Annotated in this window: 16 protein-coding genes; 2 read left to right on the forward strand and 14 right to left on the reverse strand. The window is 41.3% G+C overall.

All coding sequences use genetic code 11. The annotated features are described in order from the left end of the window. Nucleotides 1–70 precede the first annotated feature (70 nt). Together rfaD and ACSX1A_RS12240 are read left to right on the forward strand one after the other, a co-directional pair. Nucleotides 71–1,036 (forward strand): ADP-glyceromanno-heptose 6-epimerase, encoded by a 966-nt coding sequence (gene rfaD / locus ACSX1A_RS12235; RefSeq protein WP_439879928.1) that lies wholly within the window; start codon nucleotides 71–73, stop codon nucleotides 1,034–1,036. A 41-nt stretch (nucleotides 1,037–1,077) separates the two neighbouring features. Beyond that, a complete protein-coding gene (locus ACSX1A_RS12240; protein ID WP_439879929.1) occupies nucleotides 1,078–1,536 on the forward strand; it encodes a YciI family protein in 459 nt (152 codons plus the stop codon). A 70-nt stretch (nucleotides 1,537–1,606) separates the two neighbouring features. Here ACSX1A_RS12240 and ACSX1A_RS12245 read toward each other — a convergent pair whose 3' ends face one another. From ACSX1A_RS12245 to ACSX1A_RS12310, 14 genes are all read right to left on the reverse strand, one after another. Continuing rightward, nucleotides 1,607–5,050, reverse strand: a complete 3,444-nt coding sequence (locus ACSX1A_RS12245; protein WP_439879930.1) for a hypothetical protein — start codon at nucleotides 5,048–5,050, stop codon at nucleotides 1,607–1,609. 44 nt (nucleotides 5,051–5,094) lie between these two features. Next, nucleotides 5,095–8,796: an ATP-binding protein gene (locus ACSX1A_RS12250; protein ID WP_439879931.1), complete on the reverse strand. Its 3,702-nt coding sequence runs from the start codon at nucleotides 8,794–8,796 to the stop codon at nucleotides 5,095–5,097. A 64-nt stretch (nucleotides 8,797–8,860) separates the two neighbouring features. Next, nucleotides 8,861–9,247 carry a DUF983 domain-containing protein gene (locus ACSX1A_RS12255; RefSeq protein ID WP_439879932.1) on the reverse strand — a complete coding sequence of 129 codons (387 nt, stop codon included), beginning with the start codon at nucleotides 9,245–9,247 and terminating at the stop codon, nucleotides 8,861–8,863. Beyond that, nucleotides 9,240–9,500, reverse strand: coding sequence for a hypothetical protein (locus ACSX1A_RS12260; protein ID WP_439879933.1), 261 nt, complete (start codon nucleotides 9,498–9,500; stop codon nucleotides 9,240–9,242). Before ACSX1A_RS12260 ends, ACSX1A_RS12255 begins: the two co-directional genes overlap by 8 nt. A 32-nt stretch (nucleotides 9,501–9,532) precedes the next feature. Beyond that, nucleotides 9,533–10,093: a DUF420 domain-containing protein gene (locus tag ACSX1A_RS12265; protein WP_439879934.1), complete on the reverse strand. Its 561-nt coding sequence runs from the start codon at nucleotides 10,091–10,093 to the stop codon at nucleotides 9,533–9,535. Next, on the reverse strand, nucleotides 10,071–10,742 hold the full coding sequence (locus ACSX1A_RS12270; protein ID WP_439879935.1) for an SCO family protein: 672 nt from the start codon (nucleotides 10,740–10,742) through the stop codon (nucleotides 10,071–10,073). Before ACSX1A_RS12270 ends, ACSX1A_RS12265 begins: the two co-directional genes overlap by 23 nt. Before the next feature lie 11 nt (nucleotides 10,743–10,753). Further along, nucleotides 10,754–11,095, reverse strand: coding sequence for a cytochrome C oxidase subunit IV family protein (locus ACSX1A_RS12275; protein WP_439879936.1), 342 nt, complete (start codon nucleotides 11,093–11,095; stop codon nucleotides 10,754–10,756). Nucleotides 11,096–11,173: 78 nt separating this feature from the next. After that, the gene (locus ACSX1A_RS12280) at nucleotides 11,174–11,920 is read right to left on the reverse strand and encodes a cytochrome c oxidase subunit 3 (RefSeq protein WP_439879937.1); all 747 of its coding nucleotides are present in this window, start codon (nucleotides 11,918–11,920) and stop codon (nucleotides 11,174–11,176) included. Nucleotides 11,921–11,945: 25 nt separating this feature from the next. Beyond that, nucleotides 11,946–12,530, reverse strand: a complete 585-nt coding sequence (locus ACSX1A_RS12285) for a cytochrome c oxidase subunit 3 (RefSeq protein WP_439879938.1) — start codon at nucleotides 12,528–12,530, stop codon at nucleotides 11,946–11,948. A 2-nt stretch (nucleotides 12,531–12,532) separates the two neighbouring features. Further along, complete coding sequence (cyoE, locus tag ACSX1A_RS12290) at nucleotides 12,533–13,435, reverse strand: heme o synthase (protein WP_439879939.1); 903 nt, start codon at nucleotides 13,433–13,435, stop codon at nucleotides 12,533–12,535. Then, the gene (locus tag ACSX1A_RS12295) at nucleotides 13,435–14,511 is read right to left on the reverse strand and encodes a COX15/CtaA family protein (protein WP_439879940.1); all 1,077 of its coding nucleotides are present in this window, start codon (nucleotides 14,509–14,511) and stop codon (nucleotides 13,435–13,437) included. The genes cyoE and ACSX1A_RS12295 overlap by 1 nt, the downstream gene beginning before the upstream one ends. Nucleotides 14,512–14,519: 8 nt before the next feature. Continuing rightward, a complete protein-coding gene (locus tag ACSX1A_RS12300; protein WP_439879941.1) occupies nucleotides 14,520–16,346 on the reverse strand; it encodes a cytochrome c oxidase subunit I in 1,827 nt (608 codons plus the stop codon). 19 nt (nucleotides 16,347–16,365) lie between these two features. Continuing rightward, complete coding sequence (locus tag ACSX1A_RS12305) at nucleotides 16,366–17,433, reverse strand: cytochrome c oxidase subunit II (RefSeq protein ID WP_439879942.1); 1,068 nt, start codon at nucleotides 17,431–17,433, stop codon at nucleotides 16,366–16,368. A 24-nt stretch (nucleotides 17,434–17,457) separates the two neighbouring features. After that, nucleotides 17,458–18,720: a quinol:cytochrome C oxidoreductase gene (locus tag ACSX1A_RS12310; protein ID WP_439879943.1), complete on the reverse strand. Its 1,263-nt coding sequence runs from the start codon at nucleotides 18,718–18,720 to the stop codon at nucleotides 17,458–17,460. Nucleotides 18,721–18,741 lie beyond the last annotated feature (21 nt).

Below are 18,741 nucleotides of genomic sequence, written 5' to 3' on the forward strand. Positions count from 1 at the left end.
TATTGCCAAGGTGGCTTGGTTTATTTTTGTAAATTTAGCGCAATTTCTGTTACAGTTTTAAACACTGATTATGATCGTAGTAACTGGTGCCGCAGGTTTTATCGCAAGCTGTCTTGTAAGTAGACTAAACCAGGCAAATTTTAATGATATAGTAGTGGTGGATAATTTTTCCGTCTCTAAAAAAGAAAATAACCTGAAAGGGAAGAAAATAAAAGAGTTCGTAGACCGCGATACCTTCTTCGACTGGCTCGATTCAAATTATGAGGAAGTTGAATTTATCTTCCATTTAGGTGCCCGCACCGATACAACTGAGTTCAACAAAGATGTATTCGACCTGCTAAACCTGAACTACTCTAAAAAAGTATGGAATGCCTGCTGCGAATACCAGATCCCATTGGTTTACGCATCATCGGCAGCCACCTATGGTGCAGGAGCTTTAGGGTACGACGATGAAGAAGCGACTATTCCGTTGCTGAAACCACTTAACCCATACGGAGAGTCAAAGAATGACTTTGACATTTGGGCATTGGAGCAAACCGCTAAGCCATTCTTCTGGGCCGGGCTAAAGTTTTTTAATGTATATGGCCCTAATGAGTATCATAAAGGTAAAATGGCTTCGGTTATATACCATACTTATAAGCAGATAAAGGAGAAAGGCAGCATGACCTTGTTCCGCTCTCATAACCCTGATTTTGCTGATGGTGAGCAAATGCGTGACTTCATCTATGTGAAAGATGTAGTAGAGGTATGTATGTTCCTGATGCACCACCGCCGCAACTCAGGCATCTATAACTTAGGTTCAGGAAAAGCACGCACATTTATGGCGTTAGCTTTAAATACTTTTGAGGCAATGGGAGTAACACCAGATATCGACTTCATGGATACACCCGAAACTATTCGTGATACCTACCAATATTTTACAGAGGCGAATATGAGCAAGCTGCGGTCTATTGGTTATGACAAACCTTTTTATACTTTAGAGGAAGGCATAAAAGATTATGTACAGCATTACCTGATACCAGGTAAGTATTATTAATCTGTCGTTCAATAAGGTTTCCTTCAGCTAAATTATAACTTATGAAATCACTTTGTTCCATTCTATTTTTTAGTTTCCTAGCCTTTTCGGTTAATGCACAGTCTGTTAGCACGGCTTACAATCAAGCATTAGCTGACTCTTTGGGAGCCGATGAATATGGTATGAAGCCATACGTACTTGTGATCCTTAAAACAGGTAGCAGCAAATTGAACGACCAAAATAAGGTGAGTGAGCTGTTTAGAGGTCATTTAAACAATATTGGTAAACTGGCAGAAGAGGGCAAGCTGGTCGTAGCCGGGCCGCTGGGTAAAAACGAAAAAAATTACCGGGGCATTTTCATTTTCAACACAAAAACTATTGAAGAGGCAAAAGATATGCTTCAGACTGACCCGGCAATAAAAGAAAAGCTGCTAGATGCCGAACTGTATGAATGGTATGGCTCTGCTGCGCTTCCAATGTATTTACCGGCTCATACTAAGATTGAAAAAATCCGGCCTTAACATGGCTGGCATTTTATTTATGGTAAAAGGAGCTGATTGCTCCTTTTACTTTTACTGCCTTTCTAAAACATTAAAATAATACTGATACCTGCGTACGCCCTGTATGCACCGCCCCAACCCCATTGGCTTTGCGGCCATCATAATTCAACGAAATGTTCAGACCGTTACTCAGGCGCTGTTGTACATTAAAGGACCATGTCAGGTTGTTACCCGGGCGCAGGGCATTCAGAATTTCGTAGCCTACATATGTATTCAGGTCGCCGGTATAATCAATGTTTACAAGGCGAAAGTTTGCTGCAACTGTCCGTTTACCTACCTGGCTTAGCTTCGCATCCAGCCCTAACTCGTTAAAGGTCGCTTTCTGCTCTTCATCAGTAGGTGCCAGTTCGTTTTCTCGTAGGGCAAACTGATACGTACCTGTAAACCTGATTTTTGTATTTGGCTGATACGAAAGTTCTGGCGTAAGCTCCTGCGATACGATCTGGAAATTTTTGGACGTAAGAAAATCAGACCTGTTTTCTCTCAGAGCATATACCGCCTGAAACTGGGTGCTCAGCACTTCATTTAAATTCAGCCGGCCAACCAATGTGTGGCTGCCCAAATTACGGGTTTCGGTACCGTTAGCCAGCAAAGACTTCTGCTGGTTCTGTTGGATAGTATACTCTATGCCATACTGTGGGTTGCTTCGGTTATAGTACACTGTATTTCGAAGCGTTTTAGCCATCGATAAAAGAAACTCATCCTCAAAATTTTCACTAAAAGGGTTGAAGCGGTTCCCCAGATCATCATCAGTCGTTTTTTTATCAATGCTTACAAAGCTTAACATTGAAAACTTTGAAGCCAGCCCCTTAACACCATCTTTCCCGCGCCATGTTCTTGGTGTTGTGCTGTTAAGGCGGTAGGTAAACCGGTTGGTGAAAGCATTTATATATTCATCTGTAGGCAGGAATATCTTGATATAGCGTCGCTGGTCAATAGTTTGCGCCTCCAGGTAATCATTGAGGTCATTGGGGTTACCGCCCTCACGCAAATAGTGCGTACCTTGGCCGGGTAAGGTTTCCCGGAAAATAAACACCCGTTTCAGTTCTCTTCCTGTGCCTACAGAATAACTTAACTCAGACCTGAAGCTACCATCCAGAAAACCGGCATTCCAATCTACACGCGACTGCACTGTCTCTTCATCTTTATTGGTAGCTAGCTCTAGTTTACGATAGGTTGCCTGTATGGCCAGGTCACTCTCCGGGCCAAGAAGTGTTTGCAGTATGGCATTATAGGTCTGCCCTATTTCAGGAGCCCCAAGTTCTCCGTTACGGGTCGGGCGTAAGTCTCTCCGATGGCTGTAGTCTACCCTGAACCTGGTATGGGCCGTATCGTTGCTCTCCACATAAACCAGATGCTCTTCAAAATACATTGCTGAACCAGTGATAGAGTCCGTACCCAGGGCTCTTATTTTATTTTTATCAAAGCGATAAATGTAACCAGGTGCAAAACCGCCAAGGTTATACTTCACGCCAACATCTCCCCTATACCACTCCGACTCCTGCTCTCCCTGTTCGCTATTGAGCAGGAAAAAATTATTGCGAAGTTCTATACGACCAAGTTTTTTCCAGGCGTCCAGGTAATGCTGTACCCCATCTAACTGCTCGTCGCGGTGACGACGACTGATGCGGTAATTAAAAAAATTTGCCGCGTCTTTTGCAGCACCAACCGACAGGTTTATGATGTTGTCTTCTGCTTTTGCCAGCGTAGCAGGCAAACTCCAGTCACGGTCAAATTCTATAGGCCGGTAACGGTCAATCGGGATGAAGTTCTGGTCTGTATACTCATAATTAAACGTGCTACTCAACTTATAATCACCCAAAAACTCCATTTCTCTGTTCACTACATTATAGCCAACCCTGATAGCTTTACCACTATCATCCTGCTCATCCAAATCAGAAAAACGATTGAGATCATTCTCTGATGTTGCCGCTTCCACAAAAAAATCTACCCCTTTACTGATCTCATAATTGGTTCCTACAGTAATTAACTGCTTCTTCCGCGGAGTAGGCAATACTCGTAACGGAGCATAGCTCCCTTGCGGAATACCATCCACAGGAGCCACCCATTTATATACACGACCGTTAACGGCATCATTGCTAACAACATAATCCCCCTGCCTGGGACCTACCTCCGTAAAGCGCACATTATAATATGCGTTTTCAGGATCGGTAGCGTACACAAAGATGGTAGCTGCACGCTGGCCACTGTTATACACTGTGTCACGTTTAGCATATAGCACCTGGTTTGGGTCAAAGGCTACACTGTCAGCCCCTGGTATTACAGCTAAATTCAGACTATCGCCTATACTTGCCAACAAGCGCTTTTGCTCATCCTGCAGATCAAGGTTGATGAGATTATTTGGGTTATCTGACTCATTGTAGTAATTGCCGTACACTTTAAGCCGCCCCAGGTTCTGGTAATGGTTAAGGGTATAAATGCCCCGGCTATAGTTTTGATCAGAGTACTCAAAATCTACTTTGATACGGGTATTTTTAGTGATGATGTGGCGCGTGGTAAAAGTGATCTCTGCCTGATTATAGTCAATCACATAATCATAGTCATAGCCCCGCACCAGTAACTTGCCGTCTAAAAAGACACGCTCAGAATTAGCCAGCACAATTATAAACCGTTCATTGTTGGGGCCACGTAAACGGTAAGGCCCAAGCACACCCTCCAGCGCCTGAATAGACTGGGAAGCAAACTTCCCTTTTGATACAGAAGCGGCAACTGCCGTTACCCCCTGGTTTTCCGGTTTGTTTCCGAACACTGTTTCGAAGGCTCCTCCCTGCACATTTTTGTAGTACTGCAAAAAGTAGGAGGGTTTACTTCGTAGCACCACATCACCGGCCGTCAGCTGCCAACGCTTATGGTCAAGTGTGATGTATACTTTGTCGAATTCCTGTAGCTGCTGTGTATTGCCTTCCGGCTGAAACGGGATGTTCTGGTCTGTAATGGCAGCTGTTATACTTATGTCTTCCGTTAACTTACCATCAAGCTGCAGGTTAAGTGCTGAATTAACGAATACATTTTGTGTGTTACCAAAGGATATGCCCCGCGAAATACTACCTGTTTTATTTAGGCCGGGCGTACTAAAGATTTCCTCCTTCGTACTGATATCTTCCTGGTAATAACCTTTTTGAAAAGAAGTCATCTCCAGCTTTGTAATGTCACGCTTAAAAGCTGGCTTTGTGAGGTTCAGGGGCAAGACCCTAAAGCATACCAACACCGAATCCGGTAGCGGCATTTTAGTACCAAGACTATCGGTCACAACGGAATCCGGTGCCGGAAAGTCAGTTAATTTAAACTCATTTCTGCTATAATTGTAGTCAAACCTGAACTGCTCTTTACGTGGATGGTAGAACGTTACTGACTCCGGTGAAAGCGTCAGCGTATCGAGCTGTTGCGGCTTCTGGGTTAAGCTTATCCATTTGCAGCGCTGATTACTGAACGAGGACTGAGCTAAGAGCGGCATGCTTAGCCAGAACAGCATAAAAAGCATGTACAGCCCTCTCCTACTCATGCGTTTGCCAGCGGTAAAGAAATATAAAACGCAGTACCTTTCCCTTCTTCTGATTCAAACCAGATTCGCCCTCCAGCATTTTCGATTCCTCTTTTTGCTACTGCCAGGCCTATACCCGAACCTGTATACTTCGTACTGAAGTTGGGAATAAAAACTTTACCTTTTATCTCCTGAGGAATACCGCTACCATTATCCTTTATTGTAATAAGCACAGAATGGTCAGGCTTAATCTCCAGCCCTATCATGATCAGGGGCTTTCGACTGGCAGGTACTGCTTGTATTGCATTCAGCAGCAAGTTATTAAATGTACGCACCATCAGGTTTTCATCTGCCACAACAATTGCCTCTTCCACTTCAAATTCAGTGCGAACAATGGCAGTAGCCGGGTCGTTGTGCAGGTCAACAGATTTACGTAGCGTAGCCGAGATATTTATCTGCTCCTGTTTTGGCTCCGGCATGGAGGTAAAGCTGGAGAAAGAAGTTGCAATATCACTCAGTATATTGATCTGTGTGATCAGAGTATGAGAAATTTTCTCGATCAGTTGTTCAGTATTCGGTTTCTTCTCCGCTATTGCCTTCTGCAGGTACTGCAACGATAGCTTCATCGGGGTCAGCGGGTTTTTAATTTCATGAGCTACCTGCCTTGCCATCTCACGCCATGCTGCTTCTTTTTCCTGCATTGCCAGATCTTCCTTGTTCTGCTCCAGGGTCAATAGCATACGGTTGTATTCGTTTACCAACATCCCAATTTCATCGGCCCCCTCATAAGCCAGCATTTCATTCTTACCAGTAAGAGAAGTATGTTTCAACTTGCCTGCCAACATGCGCAAGGGTACTGTTAACGCCCTGGAAGCGAAAAAGGTAAGTACCATAAACATAATAAACATGACCGTGAAAATATTCATCGTAGTTGTTATCAACTCAATCAGTTTCAGGTCTAGTTGCTGTTCCGAATCAAAAAACGGGATTCCGATAAATCCTATCAGCTCGTTAGGTTTAGCCTCACTACGAAGTGGCAGATAAACGGCATTAAAAGCAAGGTGGCCGGCTTGTTCCTGTAATAAAACTCGTAGCGCCTGCCTTTCGGAAATTGCAGCATAAGCCTGAGGGTTGATAAGTTTAGATAATAAGCCAGTTTCAAAGATCAACGGTTGGCTGGTTACCAATAACCTGCCGTTACGATCATACAAGTTAACGTCTGCCTCAGACAGGGCTGCTATATCCGCTATCTTCTTCCGGAGTTCTTTCCCGCTCTCCATCATTTTGTCGTTCAGCAGCCTGCTCAGGTTTTCCTGTATGGCTTCCCCGCGCTGTTCGTACGTGGTCATTAAGTCTTTTTTATAGGATGCGGTGACTAGCCCTGCAATGGTAACGCTCACCAATAGCAATGGAAGCAGGATACCAAAATTCAGGAAGAGCTGGATCTTAGTACTGAAGTTAGGGCTAAACTCTCTGATCTTGTGCCGCTGTACCAATAAGTAAAACAAGCCCATTAGAATTAACCCTGAAGTAAAGGCAAGGAATAAAAATGAAAAGTTAGACAGCACCTCGCGCCCTCCATATTTCTCAGTTGTTATGATCAGAATATTACCATCATTCCCTTTAACCCCTAAATGGTGAAAATTACCATGACTCATGCCTTGCCCAAACAACTCGGGTTGCTGAATCAACTTTCGATTAAAATTTGTAGCGTAATCATACTCTCCCTCGCTATACCATAGTTTGCCTTTTTTGTAAATGGCATAGCTGAGCATATCAGTCCTGAATGTCTTGGAGTAGTTCTGATCGACGAGTAACTCTGGGACAACACTGTTTGGCAACATTTTTTTAAGCGTGAGTTGCAAAACAATTGTGCCGCGCTGGAAATTACCGATGGGTATCTGTATTAATTTAAAATACGTCCGGGCATTGTAGCGGGTAGGATCCTTTATCAGAAACAAATTAGGCCGTTCGGTGCGGGTATCAGGCCTATCATACTTACGAAGGAGTTCCTGAAGGGTCGCAGCTGTTGTATCGGCACTTTCTAAAGTTTGCCCACGGCCATCGAATAAAAGTACATTCGTTTCATACTTATCAAAATAATCCTTGAGATATTGTTTAGTTATCTTACGCTTTATAAAACTGGCATCCACATAGGGGCCCATCATTTTCATCTGGATCAAGGCATCCGAAGCGATCTTTTCAGAAACATCATCCAAGAGATACTCCCCAAGCACATCATTATCCTGCAACAGATTAAATGCCAGCTTCTGCTTATACACCTTCAACTCGTTCTGGTAATGGGTGTATAATGCGAAAGCCCCAACAATCGCACTTACCATAACTACCAGGAAAAAGAAAAGATATGTTCTGTAAGGAAAACTTACTGCACGGTTACTGTGTGCAGATAAAATAATGATAAACCAGAAGCCTGAGCCTATCAGAATAACCGTAAGCAACTCCTCCTGAAGGAAGAACAAAATACCTATCAGCAGAACAGTAATAAGTAACAACGTCCTGTAGGCCCATGCTTTGCTAACCTTTTGTAACAACACCGTCACCACAGTACTTAAAGTATAAGTGAACATGCACAAAGCAAGGGTATGGATGGTCATCACCGCATAGATTATTATCTTGTACTTTGTGAAATTGAGGGATTGCGTGACATCCAGAACCAGGGGGGAGTTGTGATATATACTGTGATAAAATAGGTAGAGTACCGCCAGCAGAAGATAGAGCCCTAGCATGCACCAAACCATGGCCGACATAGCCTTGTCCTGAGAATAGATTTTCAGCTGTGCCAGCACTCTGTTTTTTCGGAATAGGTATAGCCCTATGCCGGCCACTGTTGCCAAAAGCAGCATATTAAGTGCCAGATCGCCAACAGAGGGAGACCAGAAAGAGGCTGCATATAGCCGGGGATCAAACAACTCTGCTTCAGAAATTGAAAACGGAAGGTCGAAAACCAGCAGCAAAAGCCTGTAGATTACTAGCAGGATCAGAAAAATTGCACCCCCTTTACCATATTGCATTTTACTGCCAAAGTGCTTTAACAGGGCAAAACAAAACAGCACAAAGAAAAAAGAACCAAATGTGAGCAGAATAAGCTGTAAATCTTTGGTTCGGCTCTGCTCCTGCTGCCCTTCGAAATCTACCGCAAAAAGGAATTTATTATCTGGGGTATGCACTACTGGAAATGAGGTTGCCTGATCCAGTTCGAGGTTTGCGCTTATGCCTTTGAGTACTTCATCTTTGAGCTGTGGGTACAACTCCGCTTGTGTCCGGCTATTTACTTTAAGTGGGATACACACATAAATATGATAGTTGCGAAAGATATACGGAACTACAATAAATGAACCGTATTCACTTCTAACAGCTGTAATAGAAGAAGTATGATTAAGAGTTTCTAAATCCGGAACAACGGCATGGTCTGACCAGAAAACCAGTTGATCTCCCTGATATATAAAGGTAGGATAATCTGTTTTCTTGATGAGCTTCGAAAAAGAAACCCTTTCGTTTTTTAGATATTTACTGAGTTGTGATGCGTCTTTTTGAGCCTTGTGGATACAGGCATTTGTTCGCGAGACAATAGTAGATAGTTGAGCAGCCTGATCTGTAACAGGGTTTACAGTAGGGAAATTAAAATGCAGTGCTGCTGTAGCCAAAAAGCAAAGCAGCGCAGCAATAAGTAATATAAGGGGAGTTACTTTCCGTTTCAAAACATTGGATTATCTACGAATTTAAACAAAAACGCAAGATAACCTCTATAGATTCAAACGGAAATTAGCGTCTGCTATAGTTAGAATCATAGTCTACGCCTGCAAAAAAGTAAAGCATCAGGATACGGGCGTATCTAAACAACAGCGGGGTAGTTAGTAATATGATACCTGCTACGACCGAAAGATACACCCACGTTGGCGGATCATTTGCTAAATAATACAGCAGTACACCAACCACAAGCACAATCCCGACTGACAAACCGTAACTAATATACATTGCTCCCCAAAAAAGGCCTAGCTCTGTTTCGTAATACAGACCACAAACCGGACAGCTTTTATGCATTTGGTCAAACTTGCGCAGGTTAAGAAAAGAATGAGTAAATACATCTCCTTCTCTACAACGCGGGCAACGACAATCAAGAATTGCGCCTACTTTGCTCGGTTCAGGCATTTTTATTTCTGCCGTACTTATACCACAAAAGCCCCACTGCACCAATAAGTACATACGGAACTACCATTAGGTATAAAATGCCAGTATTTAAACCTGAGCCTACTTCCGACTCCGGATTTTTGCTTCCTGTACCAACATTCGATTCTACAGTAGCACGGCACATAGCACACTGGCTATAGGCATTAGATGTAGTAAAAGCGAATGCAAAAACTAAACAGAAAATGGCTAGTACTCTTTTTATTCTAAGCTTCATTACTTTAAAACAGTTAAGTTAGCTTACAGGTTTCAGGTGTAATAAGGTGAAATTAGCAAATATACCAGTACACCTGTCACAGCGACATATAACCAGATCGGGAATGTCCATTTAGATATACGGCGGTGCCTGACCAACTGGTTAGTAATTCCAAAATATACTGAAAGCAATACAAGAGGAACAATAGCGATGGCCAGTACAATATGCGTTAGAAGTATAAAATAGTATATATACTTTAAGGCTCCATCTCCACCAAATACAGTTCTATCACCTAGAAAATGGTATGTAACATAAGATACCAGGAAAATAGAAGATAAGCCAAATGCTGTCAGCATAGAGGCTCGGTGTCCTTTTATGTTGCCTTTCCTGATGTTATAATACCCAACAAGTAATGCTATAGCTGTAAGTGAGTTAAGTATAGCATGCAAAGCAGGTAAATAAGAGACATCAACATTACTCTCACCAGACTTTGGTAAAAAGAATAAGATAGCAACCACGACAGGAATAGCTACTGATAATAAAGCAATTACAGTAAGAACTTTTTTATCGTTGCTGCTTGTTAGTTGCGCGTTATTTGTTTTTACTGTATTCATCTAACAACACATTAATTTCAAGAATAAGCCTGTCTACTTCATCCGGATCAGTACCATCATATACTCCTCTGATATGATGCTCTTTATCAACGAGCATGAATTTTTCACTATGAATAAAATCCTGCTGCCCCTGCACTTTCTGCACAGGCAAGTAAAAGCCATTCTGCGCCAGGGAATAAATACTGTCTCGCTCACCGGTTAACAAAAACCATTTTCCATTCATAGCCCCATACTGTTCTGCATAGTTCTTAAGAACTTCTACAGAATCATGCTCAGGATTAACAGTAAATGAAACAAGCTTAATTGTAGGATTGTTTTTGTAGGCTTCCTGAACTCGAATCAATTGAGAAGACATTTTCTTGCACACACCAGGGCATGTCGCAAAGAAGAAATCGGCTAAATAGATAGCATTTTCCAGCTCAGAAGACTGTGTTACGATCTTTCCTTGTTGGGAGGTAAATTTGAAATCAGGAACCTGGTGGAAGATTGTATCTCCTTTCTCATTTAAAACTACTTCACCTGAATCATCAGTTACCGGGAAATATGTATTTAGAGAAAAGTGGTGCTCTCCAAAAACGGAGATAAATATAAAAACGAAAATAGGCACTAATAATAGGATACCTAATATTAGTGCCTTTACATTACTCATTATAATAAGATCTAATTAAAGTAATTTGTTACTGATTCAAAGTAGTAACTTCCTTCTGAAATCAAAGCAACCATTAGCCATACTATCAATGCCATTGGTATCAAAACTGACCATATCAAAGCCTTTACTTCATGCTTTAAGTGCATGAACTCAGCAACAATGTAGAAAGCTTTAAATATTGTAAGTATAATAAAGATGGCGTTTCTGGCTGTACTTGCTTCCATAAAGAAAGCGAATATGAATTCAAGGGAAGTCAGGCCTACCAGTATAGCAAAAGTTCTCCAGATAGCTTTTGTTTGTGCCTTGGGTATTTCACCAGTTTGGTGAAAATCATTATCATGATGCGTTGCCATATATGCTGTATGTTTTAGGAAGCTTTATGAATGTTCTATTCCAGCTTCTATTACAGTTATTTTTAATTCAGTATTATATTAAATCAGGTAGAAGAATGTGAATACAAATACCCACACGAGGTCTACAAAGTGCCAGTAAAGACCAACCTTTTCAACCATTTCATAATGCCCACGCTTGTGGTAAACACCATTAACAGTGTTAATAAAGATCATGATTAACAGCACAACTCCTGATAATACGTGCGTGCCATGGAATCCTGTAATGAAGAAGAACAGGTCGGCAAACAAGGGAGGACCATATTGGTTGATAGTAAGATTAGCACCGATTATACGCGTACCATCAGCTAACATCATACCTTCTTCGGTACCTGTAATAAAGTGAGACCACTCCCAAGCCTGGCAACCTAAGAAAGTACTACCAAAAAGGATTGTCCAAAGTAACCACTTCTGCACATCGTTCTTATCCATTCTATGACCAGCTTCCACAGCAAGAACCATAGTTACTGAACTTAGGATAAGGATCATCGTCATTAAAGCCACAAAAGCCAGAGGAAGATCAACACCATGAAAACCAGGGAAAGCATTAAATACTTTTTCAGGGATAGGCCACCACTGTGTGGAGAAAGTAAAAGCTTCCGCTTCACCTGTATAAGGCAGGTGTTTGTGACGGGATAATCCATAGACAATCAAGAATGCACCAAACGTAAATGCATCCGACAGCAGGAAAAACCACATCATTAGTTTTCCGTAGCTCGCTTTTAAAGGCTCGTTACCACCGTCCCATGTACCTGATTTAGGTGCTTCCAGCGTAGTTGAAGTAGACATAGTTTATATAATGAAAAAAACGTGTTTAGTGATTAATTCTTAAGAATATGTACAAATATAGCCAAAGTCCTCCTAAAAAGTGCCAATAAATAGTACACAACTGTATACGCAGCATATTTTTAGAATGTACTTTATATCTGAGGCTACTTACTAATGTTATGGCTAAAAATATAAGCCCTGTTATCAGGTGGAAACCATGCACCCCTGTTAATACATACAGGAATGAACCAGCAGGGTTTGCCTGGGCTCCTCCAAAGTAAATGTTTTCACTTACAAGTGCTGCCCATCCGTTCCATTGCCCAACCAAAAATGCAATACCAAGAATAGCAGTTAAAACTAAAGCAAGCTTCAGGCTCTTTAGATTGTCTTTTTTAGCAGAAGTATAAGCCCATTGCATTGTAACACTACTCAACAAAATAACTATTGTGTTAACCAACATGATGGTTGGTAAATCAAACTCAAGCCAATTGCCTTCTTCCCTCCTAACGATGTATGCACTTGTAAAAGCTGCAAACATCATAATTATGCTAATAATAATCAACCACAGCGAAAACTTTAATGGGTGTACGCCAACGACTGATTTATTCTCTTCTATACTATTACCAACCATATCTAAAGACTAACTTTATCTAACACAAAGGCAATCTGCACAATAGGCAGATATAAAAATGAGCCAAACATAATATTCATTGCTGCCTTTTTAGTGCAGGTACGCATGAGATAAAAAGTTTGAGCTAAAAACAAGACACCACAAACCACGGCAATCATAGCAGAAGTTGCTCCTGTCATTCCAAATTGTAATGGCAATAAACTCAAAGGGATTAGCACCAAGGTATAGATCATGATCTGAATTGCTGTCTTCAAATTTTTCCCACCAGCAGTAGGAAGCATTTTGAAACCAGCTTTTTTATAATCGTCATCTAAAACCCATGCGATAGCCCAAAAATGAGGGAACTGCCAGAAAAATTGTATTCCAAAGAGTATAATCGCTTCGATCTCTATCGCTCCTGTAGCTGCAACCCATCCAATCAGTGGAGGCATGCCACCTGGTATCGCACCAACAAATACACAGATCGGATTGATACGCTTTAAAGGTGTATAAATAAACCCATAAAGAACCAGCGACAGCAAGGATAACGCTGCTGTGAGCGGATTGAAATACAGACCTAATAAAGCTGTTCCAGAAATCCCTAACAAAGCACAGAAGACAGCAGCCTCCCTGATACTTAATTGTCCGGTAGGTAACGGCCTTTTAGCAGTCCGTTTCATTAGTTTATCCAGATCCTTTTCCAGGATCTGATTAATTATATTCGCTGAACCTGTTACCAGTAAGCCCCCTAGCATCACTAATGCTATATCAATATATGCCGCACCAGGGTAACCTAATATAAAACCTATGGCACTAGAAAAAGCTACTGTAAAGCTTAACCTGAATTTAAGAAGCTTGAAATATGCAGATGCTTTATGAGCCATAAAAAATTGTAACGACAGTGTTTCTCTACTTTCTAAATTCATTAGTTAGTAACTGCTACTGTGTTTTTAGACGCCTTTTTAGAGGCGTAATGATAAATAATAAGTAATTGAAACTGCACGCCAAAAAGGAGTGCCGCAAAAGTAAGGTGCAATGGCTGAAGAAAAGGTGGTATAGCAAAATATGCCATAATTATACCGAATATAATTTCCAGTACCACTATCAAAAGCATGATCGTTGTCAGGTTTGATAAAACCCTGTCCCTTACTTGGTAGAGTAATACTGCTAAGTATAGGTGCAATGCGAGTATTAAGATTGAAAAAGAGCGGTGTATCAGAAAACCAACACCTAAATTATCAACCCAAGCTGCTCTGTTGCTTCCATTCATCATGTAAGAAATAAGATCAATCTCTTCTCTTACCTGAGTACCAAGCAATATTTGTATAAAAGTAGTTAATGCAACAATCCAAAGAACGATGTTAATCTTACCTGAATAGCTAATATGCCTTTCAAAAGAATCTTTTTGAGTTCGTGTTACAGCATATTGCAGTGTAGCAACTATCAGCAGTGCAAGCGCCATGTGTATAGTTACTGTTACAGGTAGTAGATTGGTTGACACAACAATTGAACCTAACCAACCTTCCAGTCCAACTGCAACAAATGCGCCTAATGCCAAAAAGAAAACTGTTTTGTCTTTCTTCAAATATGGAATAGCATAAACCACAGTCAGAAAAACTAATATTCCTATCAATACTCCTACTAAGCGATTTAAATACTCAATCCATGTTTTCGTTACATTGAATTCAGTTTCAATGTATTGGCTAGGGTGAGAAAAAATAGATGCAGATACCTCTTTGAATCCAAGATTATCGAGGAAGCCAGCGAACTTCTGATTCTTTTCAATTCGCTTCGCTTTATATATCTCGAGGTAATTATCAGGTAATTGGCTAACATCAGTCGGAGGAACCCAACTTCCGAAGCATTTAGGCCAGTCTGGGCAACCCATACCTGAACCAGTACTACGAACAATTCCTCCGACTAATATTAGGAAGTATACAGCCAGAACTGTAAGTACTCCTATATTTCTAAACCTTTTATTGTGAAAAGATTTTTTGGCCATTTAAAGCACTATTCAAAGTCTTTCTCATGTGGCAGATTTGAAGACTGCGTCTCTGAGAAAGGTACTGATTGTGGAATAAAGTCTTCAGGTGCACCTGGCTTGCTATAGTCATAAGGCCATCTGTACACTGAAGGAATTTCACCTGGCCAGTTGCCATGTCCTGGAAGAACTGGTGTTGTCCATTCTAATGTATTTGAATGCCATGGGTTCTCAGTAGCCTTACGTCCCCTGATGATGCTATAGATGAAGTTAAACAAGAACACAAACTGAGCAGTAAAACCAAGGATTGCAGCAATACTGATGAATGTATTCAGATCTGTGAAGATGTTGAAGGTTTCAAAACCAGTCCAGTTATAGTATCTTCTCGGGAAACCTGCAATACCAATATAGTGCATTGGCATAAACACGAGGTAAACAGAAGAGAATGTTAACCAGAAGTGAACAGCACCCAGTTTTTCATCCAACATTCTACCAAACATCTTCGGGAACCAATGATATACACCGGTAAACATACCAAAGAAGGCAGCAGCACCCATAACCAGGTGGAAGTGAGCAACCACGAAGTAGGTATCATGAAGCTGAATATCCAGAGAAGAGTTACCAAGGATGATACCAGTAAGACCACCTGAAATAAACAGGGAAACAAATCCAACTGCGAAGAGCATTGCAGTAGTGAATCGGATGTTACCTCTCCACAAAGTTGCGATCCAGTTAAATACCTTCACCGCTGACGGTACCGCAATGATCAGTGTCAGGAACATGAATACAGAACCAAGGAATGGATTCATACCTGTCACGAACATGTGGTGGGCCCACACAACGAAAGAAAGAACTGAAATACCAATCATGGAGCCAATCATAGCTCTGTATCCAAAGATTGGCTTACGTGAATTTGTAGTGATAACCTCAGAAACAAGTCCGAATGCAGGAAGAATCACAATATAAACTTCCGGGTGACCCAGGAACCAGAACAAGTGCTGGAAAAGGATTGGGCTACCACCTGTGTTTGATAATGCCTCTCCAGCAATATAGATATCAGATAGATAAAAGCTGGTTCCGAAGCTTCTGTCAAATATTAGAAGCAGTGCGGCAGAGAATAAAACAGGGAAAGAAAGAAGACCAAGAATCGCGGTTAAAAAGAATGCCCAAATCGTAAGTGGTAACTTAGTCATTGACATACCTTTTGTACGCAGGTTGATAATAGTGGTAATATAGTTAACGCCACCAAGTAAGGTTGACACAATGAACAGTGCCATGGCTACTAACCATAAGGTCATACCCATTCCAGAACCTGAGATCGCTTGAGGCAGTGCGCTCAAAGGAGGGTAAACTGTCCATCCACCAGCTGCAGGACCTGTTTCGATGAATAAAGAGGTAAACATAACTACACTTGAAAGGAAGAAGATCCAATAAGAGAGCATGTTCATGAATCCTGATGCCATATCACGTGCACCGATCTGAAGTGGAATAAGGAAGTTACTGAAAGTACCACTCAAACCTGCTGTCAACACAAAGAATACCATGATGGTACCGTGCATTGTTACCAAAGCCAGGTAGAATTCTGGATTCAGTTTACCATTCTCAACCCAACCTCCCAGAATTGGCTCCAGGAAAGAGAAAGTAGCTTCTGGCCATCCTAACTGCAAACGGAACAGTACTGATAGAAATCCACCTATAAAAGCCCAGGCGATACCAGTAAATAGAAACTGCTTTGCAATTACTTTATGGTCCTGGCTAAAGATGTACTTCTCAATGAAATTCTGATCGTGATGATGATCATGCTCTTCATGAGCATGATGTACATCTTTATGAATAGAGATATCTGTACTAGACATTTTCAAATATTTTTAAATGCTATAATTCTGATTTAACCTCTTCTTTAACTACTTTATTCTCTGCTGTCAACTGACTAGGAGTTGTGCTTTGAAACTTTGCTACAACTTCTGGATTCTGTACAGCAAAAGCAGTCTGACTAGCTAACCATTTCTCATAATCTTCCTGCTCATCAACTACCACAACATATCGCATTGCAAAGTGACCACGTCCACAAACTTCTGTACAGGCTAGCTCATACTTGAAGTCCGGATTGCCCGTTTCGTTCTGCATTTCATAGGTGGTTTTCGTCGGAACAAACCAAAATTTGGTAGGCATTCCTGGTACTGCATCCATCTTCAGACGGAAGTGAGGCATGAAAACACTGTGAATCACATCGCGCGAACGGATCTTCAGGAGAACCGGTTTGCCCTTTGGCACGTGGATCTCGAGTGGATTGATGATATCATCCAGCGCATTTTTGTCATTGAAATCAACTCCAAACTCATTAGTTGCATCAATCAAAGTATGCTTAGTAACTCCGAGCTGTCCATCTGCGCCAGGATAACGCACCATCCAATTGAACTGTTTACCCATTAACTCAATTACTTCAGCGTCTTCAGGAGCTGCGCTTGTAATTTTAGTCCAGGTCTTCCAGCCACCAAACACTAGTAGTGCCATAACAACAGCTGGAATCATTGTCCATACAATTTCAAGTTTGTTATTGTGTGGGTAATAATATGCTTTCTTATTATCCTGGTGCTGGTATTTGAAGGAATAGAAGAACAGAAGTACCTGCGTAATTACAAATACTACCCCAATTACTACCATTGTAGTCCAGAACAGGTTATCTGTCCACTCGCCATGCACAGAGGCAATAGGCAAGTTCATAGTATCCCATGAGTCTGCAAAAGACCAAATAAATGCAGCACCACCGAATATCAGGAACAGCAGAAATAACGTACTGTTAACCTTGTTACTGGTTCTTGAAGTACCTGCCGGACGCTGTGATGATCCTCGGAAAATTGAGGCTAGTGTACCTATCCTGAAAAGGAGGAAAAGGACAACTAGTAATAAAAGTATGGATAAACCTATCGCGATCGTAATCATTATTTAACGCTTTTAGTAAGATCTCTAAACATGATGGTGAACACTCTCTTCCAGGAACGGGTGATTGACAGGTACAAGAGAAGCTTTCGTCAAGCCTTTTGTAAATGTTATCAGGAATACTCCTAAGAAAATCAATGCTGTTCCAATTTCAATAAAGCCAATACCTGCATCAGAACGCATTGTTCCAGGCATCATCATCAGGTAAAAATCGAACCAGTGACCAACTAGAATAGCTATGGTTACAATTTTCAGCATGATCATCTGGCGCTTCGCATCTCTTGTCATCAAAACAAGGAAAGGGAATACAAAGTTTACAATAAGGTTCATAAAGAATATCCAGATATAGTGGCTATTCAGACGCTCCATAAAGTAGATTGATTCTTCCGGAATGTTTGCGTACCAGATAAGCAGGAACTGAGAGAACCATATGTAAGTCCAGAAGATAGAAAATGCAAATACAAACTTACCTAGGTCATGCAGGTGGTTTGCGTTCACCATCTTCAGATATCCTTTTTGCTTCAGGATAATTACTGTCAGCGTAGTTGCAGCAAGACCTGATACGAACCAGCTTGCAAATACATACCATCCAAACATAGTTGAGAACCAGTGAGTGTCAATTGACAGTACCCAGTCCCAGGCAGACATAGATGATGAAATACCGAAGATCACCAGGAATATCGCAGAAATAGTGATACTCTTGTGGTAGTATTTGGTACCACCGTGCAAGTCTTCATTGATGGAATTCTTTCTCAACCAGTTGAAGAAGATGATCCATAAAGCAAAGAATACAACCATTCTGATTAGGAAGAATACTGTATTCAAGTATCCTGATTTACCAGCAATGATCGGGTCGTATCTTGGATCATTTACATCATATAGATATTCGTGTGTCCAATGGAAGATGTCGTGTGAACCGAACAGGAATACGAGAAGCATAACCACTGCGCCTATTGGCAAATAGTAGCTTAGTGCTTCCGGAATTCTTTTTATCAGTACAGACCAACCAGCATATGCTACATACTGTACAGCTACGAAGAACGTGCCGACAAGTGCTATACCAGTAAAGTATACATTGTTCAGCCAAAGGTTTACGAATAATCGCTTTGACCATGAAACTACTTCATGTCCTGCCGCTGCAGCCTCGCCATGGCCTTCTGCATGATGCTCTGCCCCTCCGCCTGCGGCCATGAAGATTATACCTGCTATAAGTAACACTACACCTATAGCTATCATTAAGAAAAACTTGTTAGTTGTTTTTCTGGAAATGATGAGTCTTTCTTCTGTCATTATCCTTATAAATTATGCCTT

Origin of the sequence: Pontibacter sp. MBLB2868 (assembly GCF_051904785.1) — a bacterium.
Lineage (GTDB): Bacteria > Bacteroidota > Bacteroidia > Cytophagales > Hymenobacteraceae > Pontibacter.

Excerpts from the sequence above, each read along its gene's own strand:
- ACSX1A_RS12275 (WP_439879936.1), bottom strand. The coding sequence starts at position 11,095 with ATGGCAACGCATCATGATAATGATTTTCACCAAACTGGTGAAATACCC.
- ACSX1A_RS12295 (WP_439879940.1), bottom strand. The coding sequence starts at position 14,511 with ATGGCCAAAAAATCTTTTCACAATAAAAGGTTTAGAAATATAGGAGTA.
- ACSX1A_RS12270 (WP_439879935.1), bottom strand. The coding sequence starts at position 10,742 with ATGAGTAATGTAAAGGCACTAATATTAGGTATCCTATTATTAGTGCCT.
- ACSX1A_RS12245 (WP_439879930.1), bottom strand. The coding sequence starts at position 5,050 with ATGCCGCTCTTAGCTCAGTCCTCGTTCAGTAATCAGCGCTGCAAATGG.
- ACSX1A_RS12265 (WP_439879934.1), bottom strand. The coding sequence starts at position 10,093 with ATGAATACAGTAAAAACAAATAACGCGCAACTAACAAGCAGCAACGAT.
- ACSX1A_RS12260 (WP_439879933.1), bottom strand. The coding sequence starts at position 9,500 with ATGAAGCTTAGAATAAAAAGAGTACTAGCCATTTTCTGTTTAGTTTTT.
- rfaD (WP_439879928.1), top strand. The coding sequence starts at position 71 with ATGATCGTAGTAACTGGTGCCGCAGGTTTTATCGCAAGCTGTCTTGTA.
- ACSX1A_RS12305 (WP_439879942.1), bottom strand. The coding sequence starts at position 17,433 with ATGATTACGATCGCGATAGGTTTATCCATACTTTTATTACTAGTTGTC.
- cyoE (WP_439879939.1), bottom strand. The coding sequence starts at position 13,435 with ATGAATTTAGAAAGTAGAGAAACACTGTCGTTACAATTTTTTATGGCT.
- ACSX1A_RS12240 (WP_439879929.1), top strand. The coding sequence starts at position 1,078 with ATGAAATCACTTTGTTCCATTCTATTTTTTAGTTTCCTAGCCTTTTCG.
- ACSX1A_RS12255 (WP_439879932.1), bottom strand. The coding sequence starts at position 9,247 with ATGCCTGAACCGAGCAAAGTAGGCGCAATTCTTGATTGTCGTTGCCCG.
- ACSX1A_RS12285 (WP_439879938.1), bottom strand. The coding sequence starts at position 12,530 with ATGGTTGGTAATAGTATAGAAGAGAATAAATCAGTCGTTGGCGTACAC.
- ACSX1A_RS12280 (WP_439879937.1), bottom strand. The coding sequence starts at position 11,920 with ATGTCTACTTCAACTACGCTGGAAGCACCTAAATCAGGTACATGGGAC.
- ACSX1A_RS12300 (WP_439879941.1), bottom strand. The coding sequence starts at position 16,346 with ATGTCTAGTACAGATATCTCTATTCATAAAGATGTACATCATGCTCAT.
- ACSX1A_RS12310 (WP_439879943.1), bottom strand. The coding sequence starts at position 18,720 with ATGACAGAAGAAAGACTCATCATTTCCAGAAAAACAACTAACAAGTTT.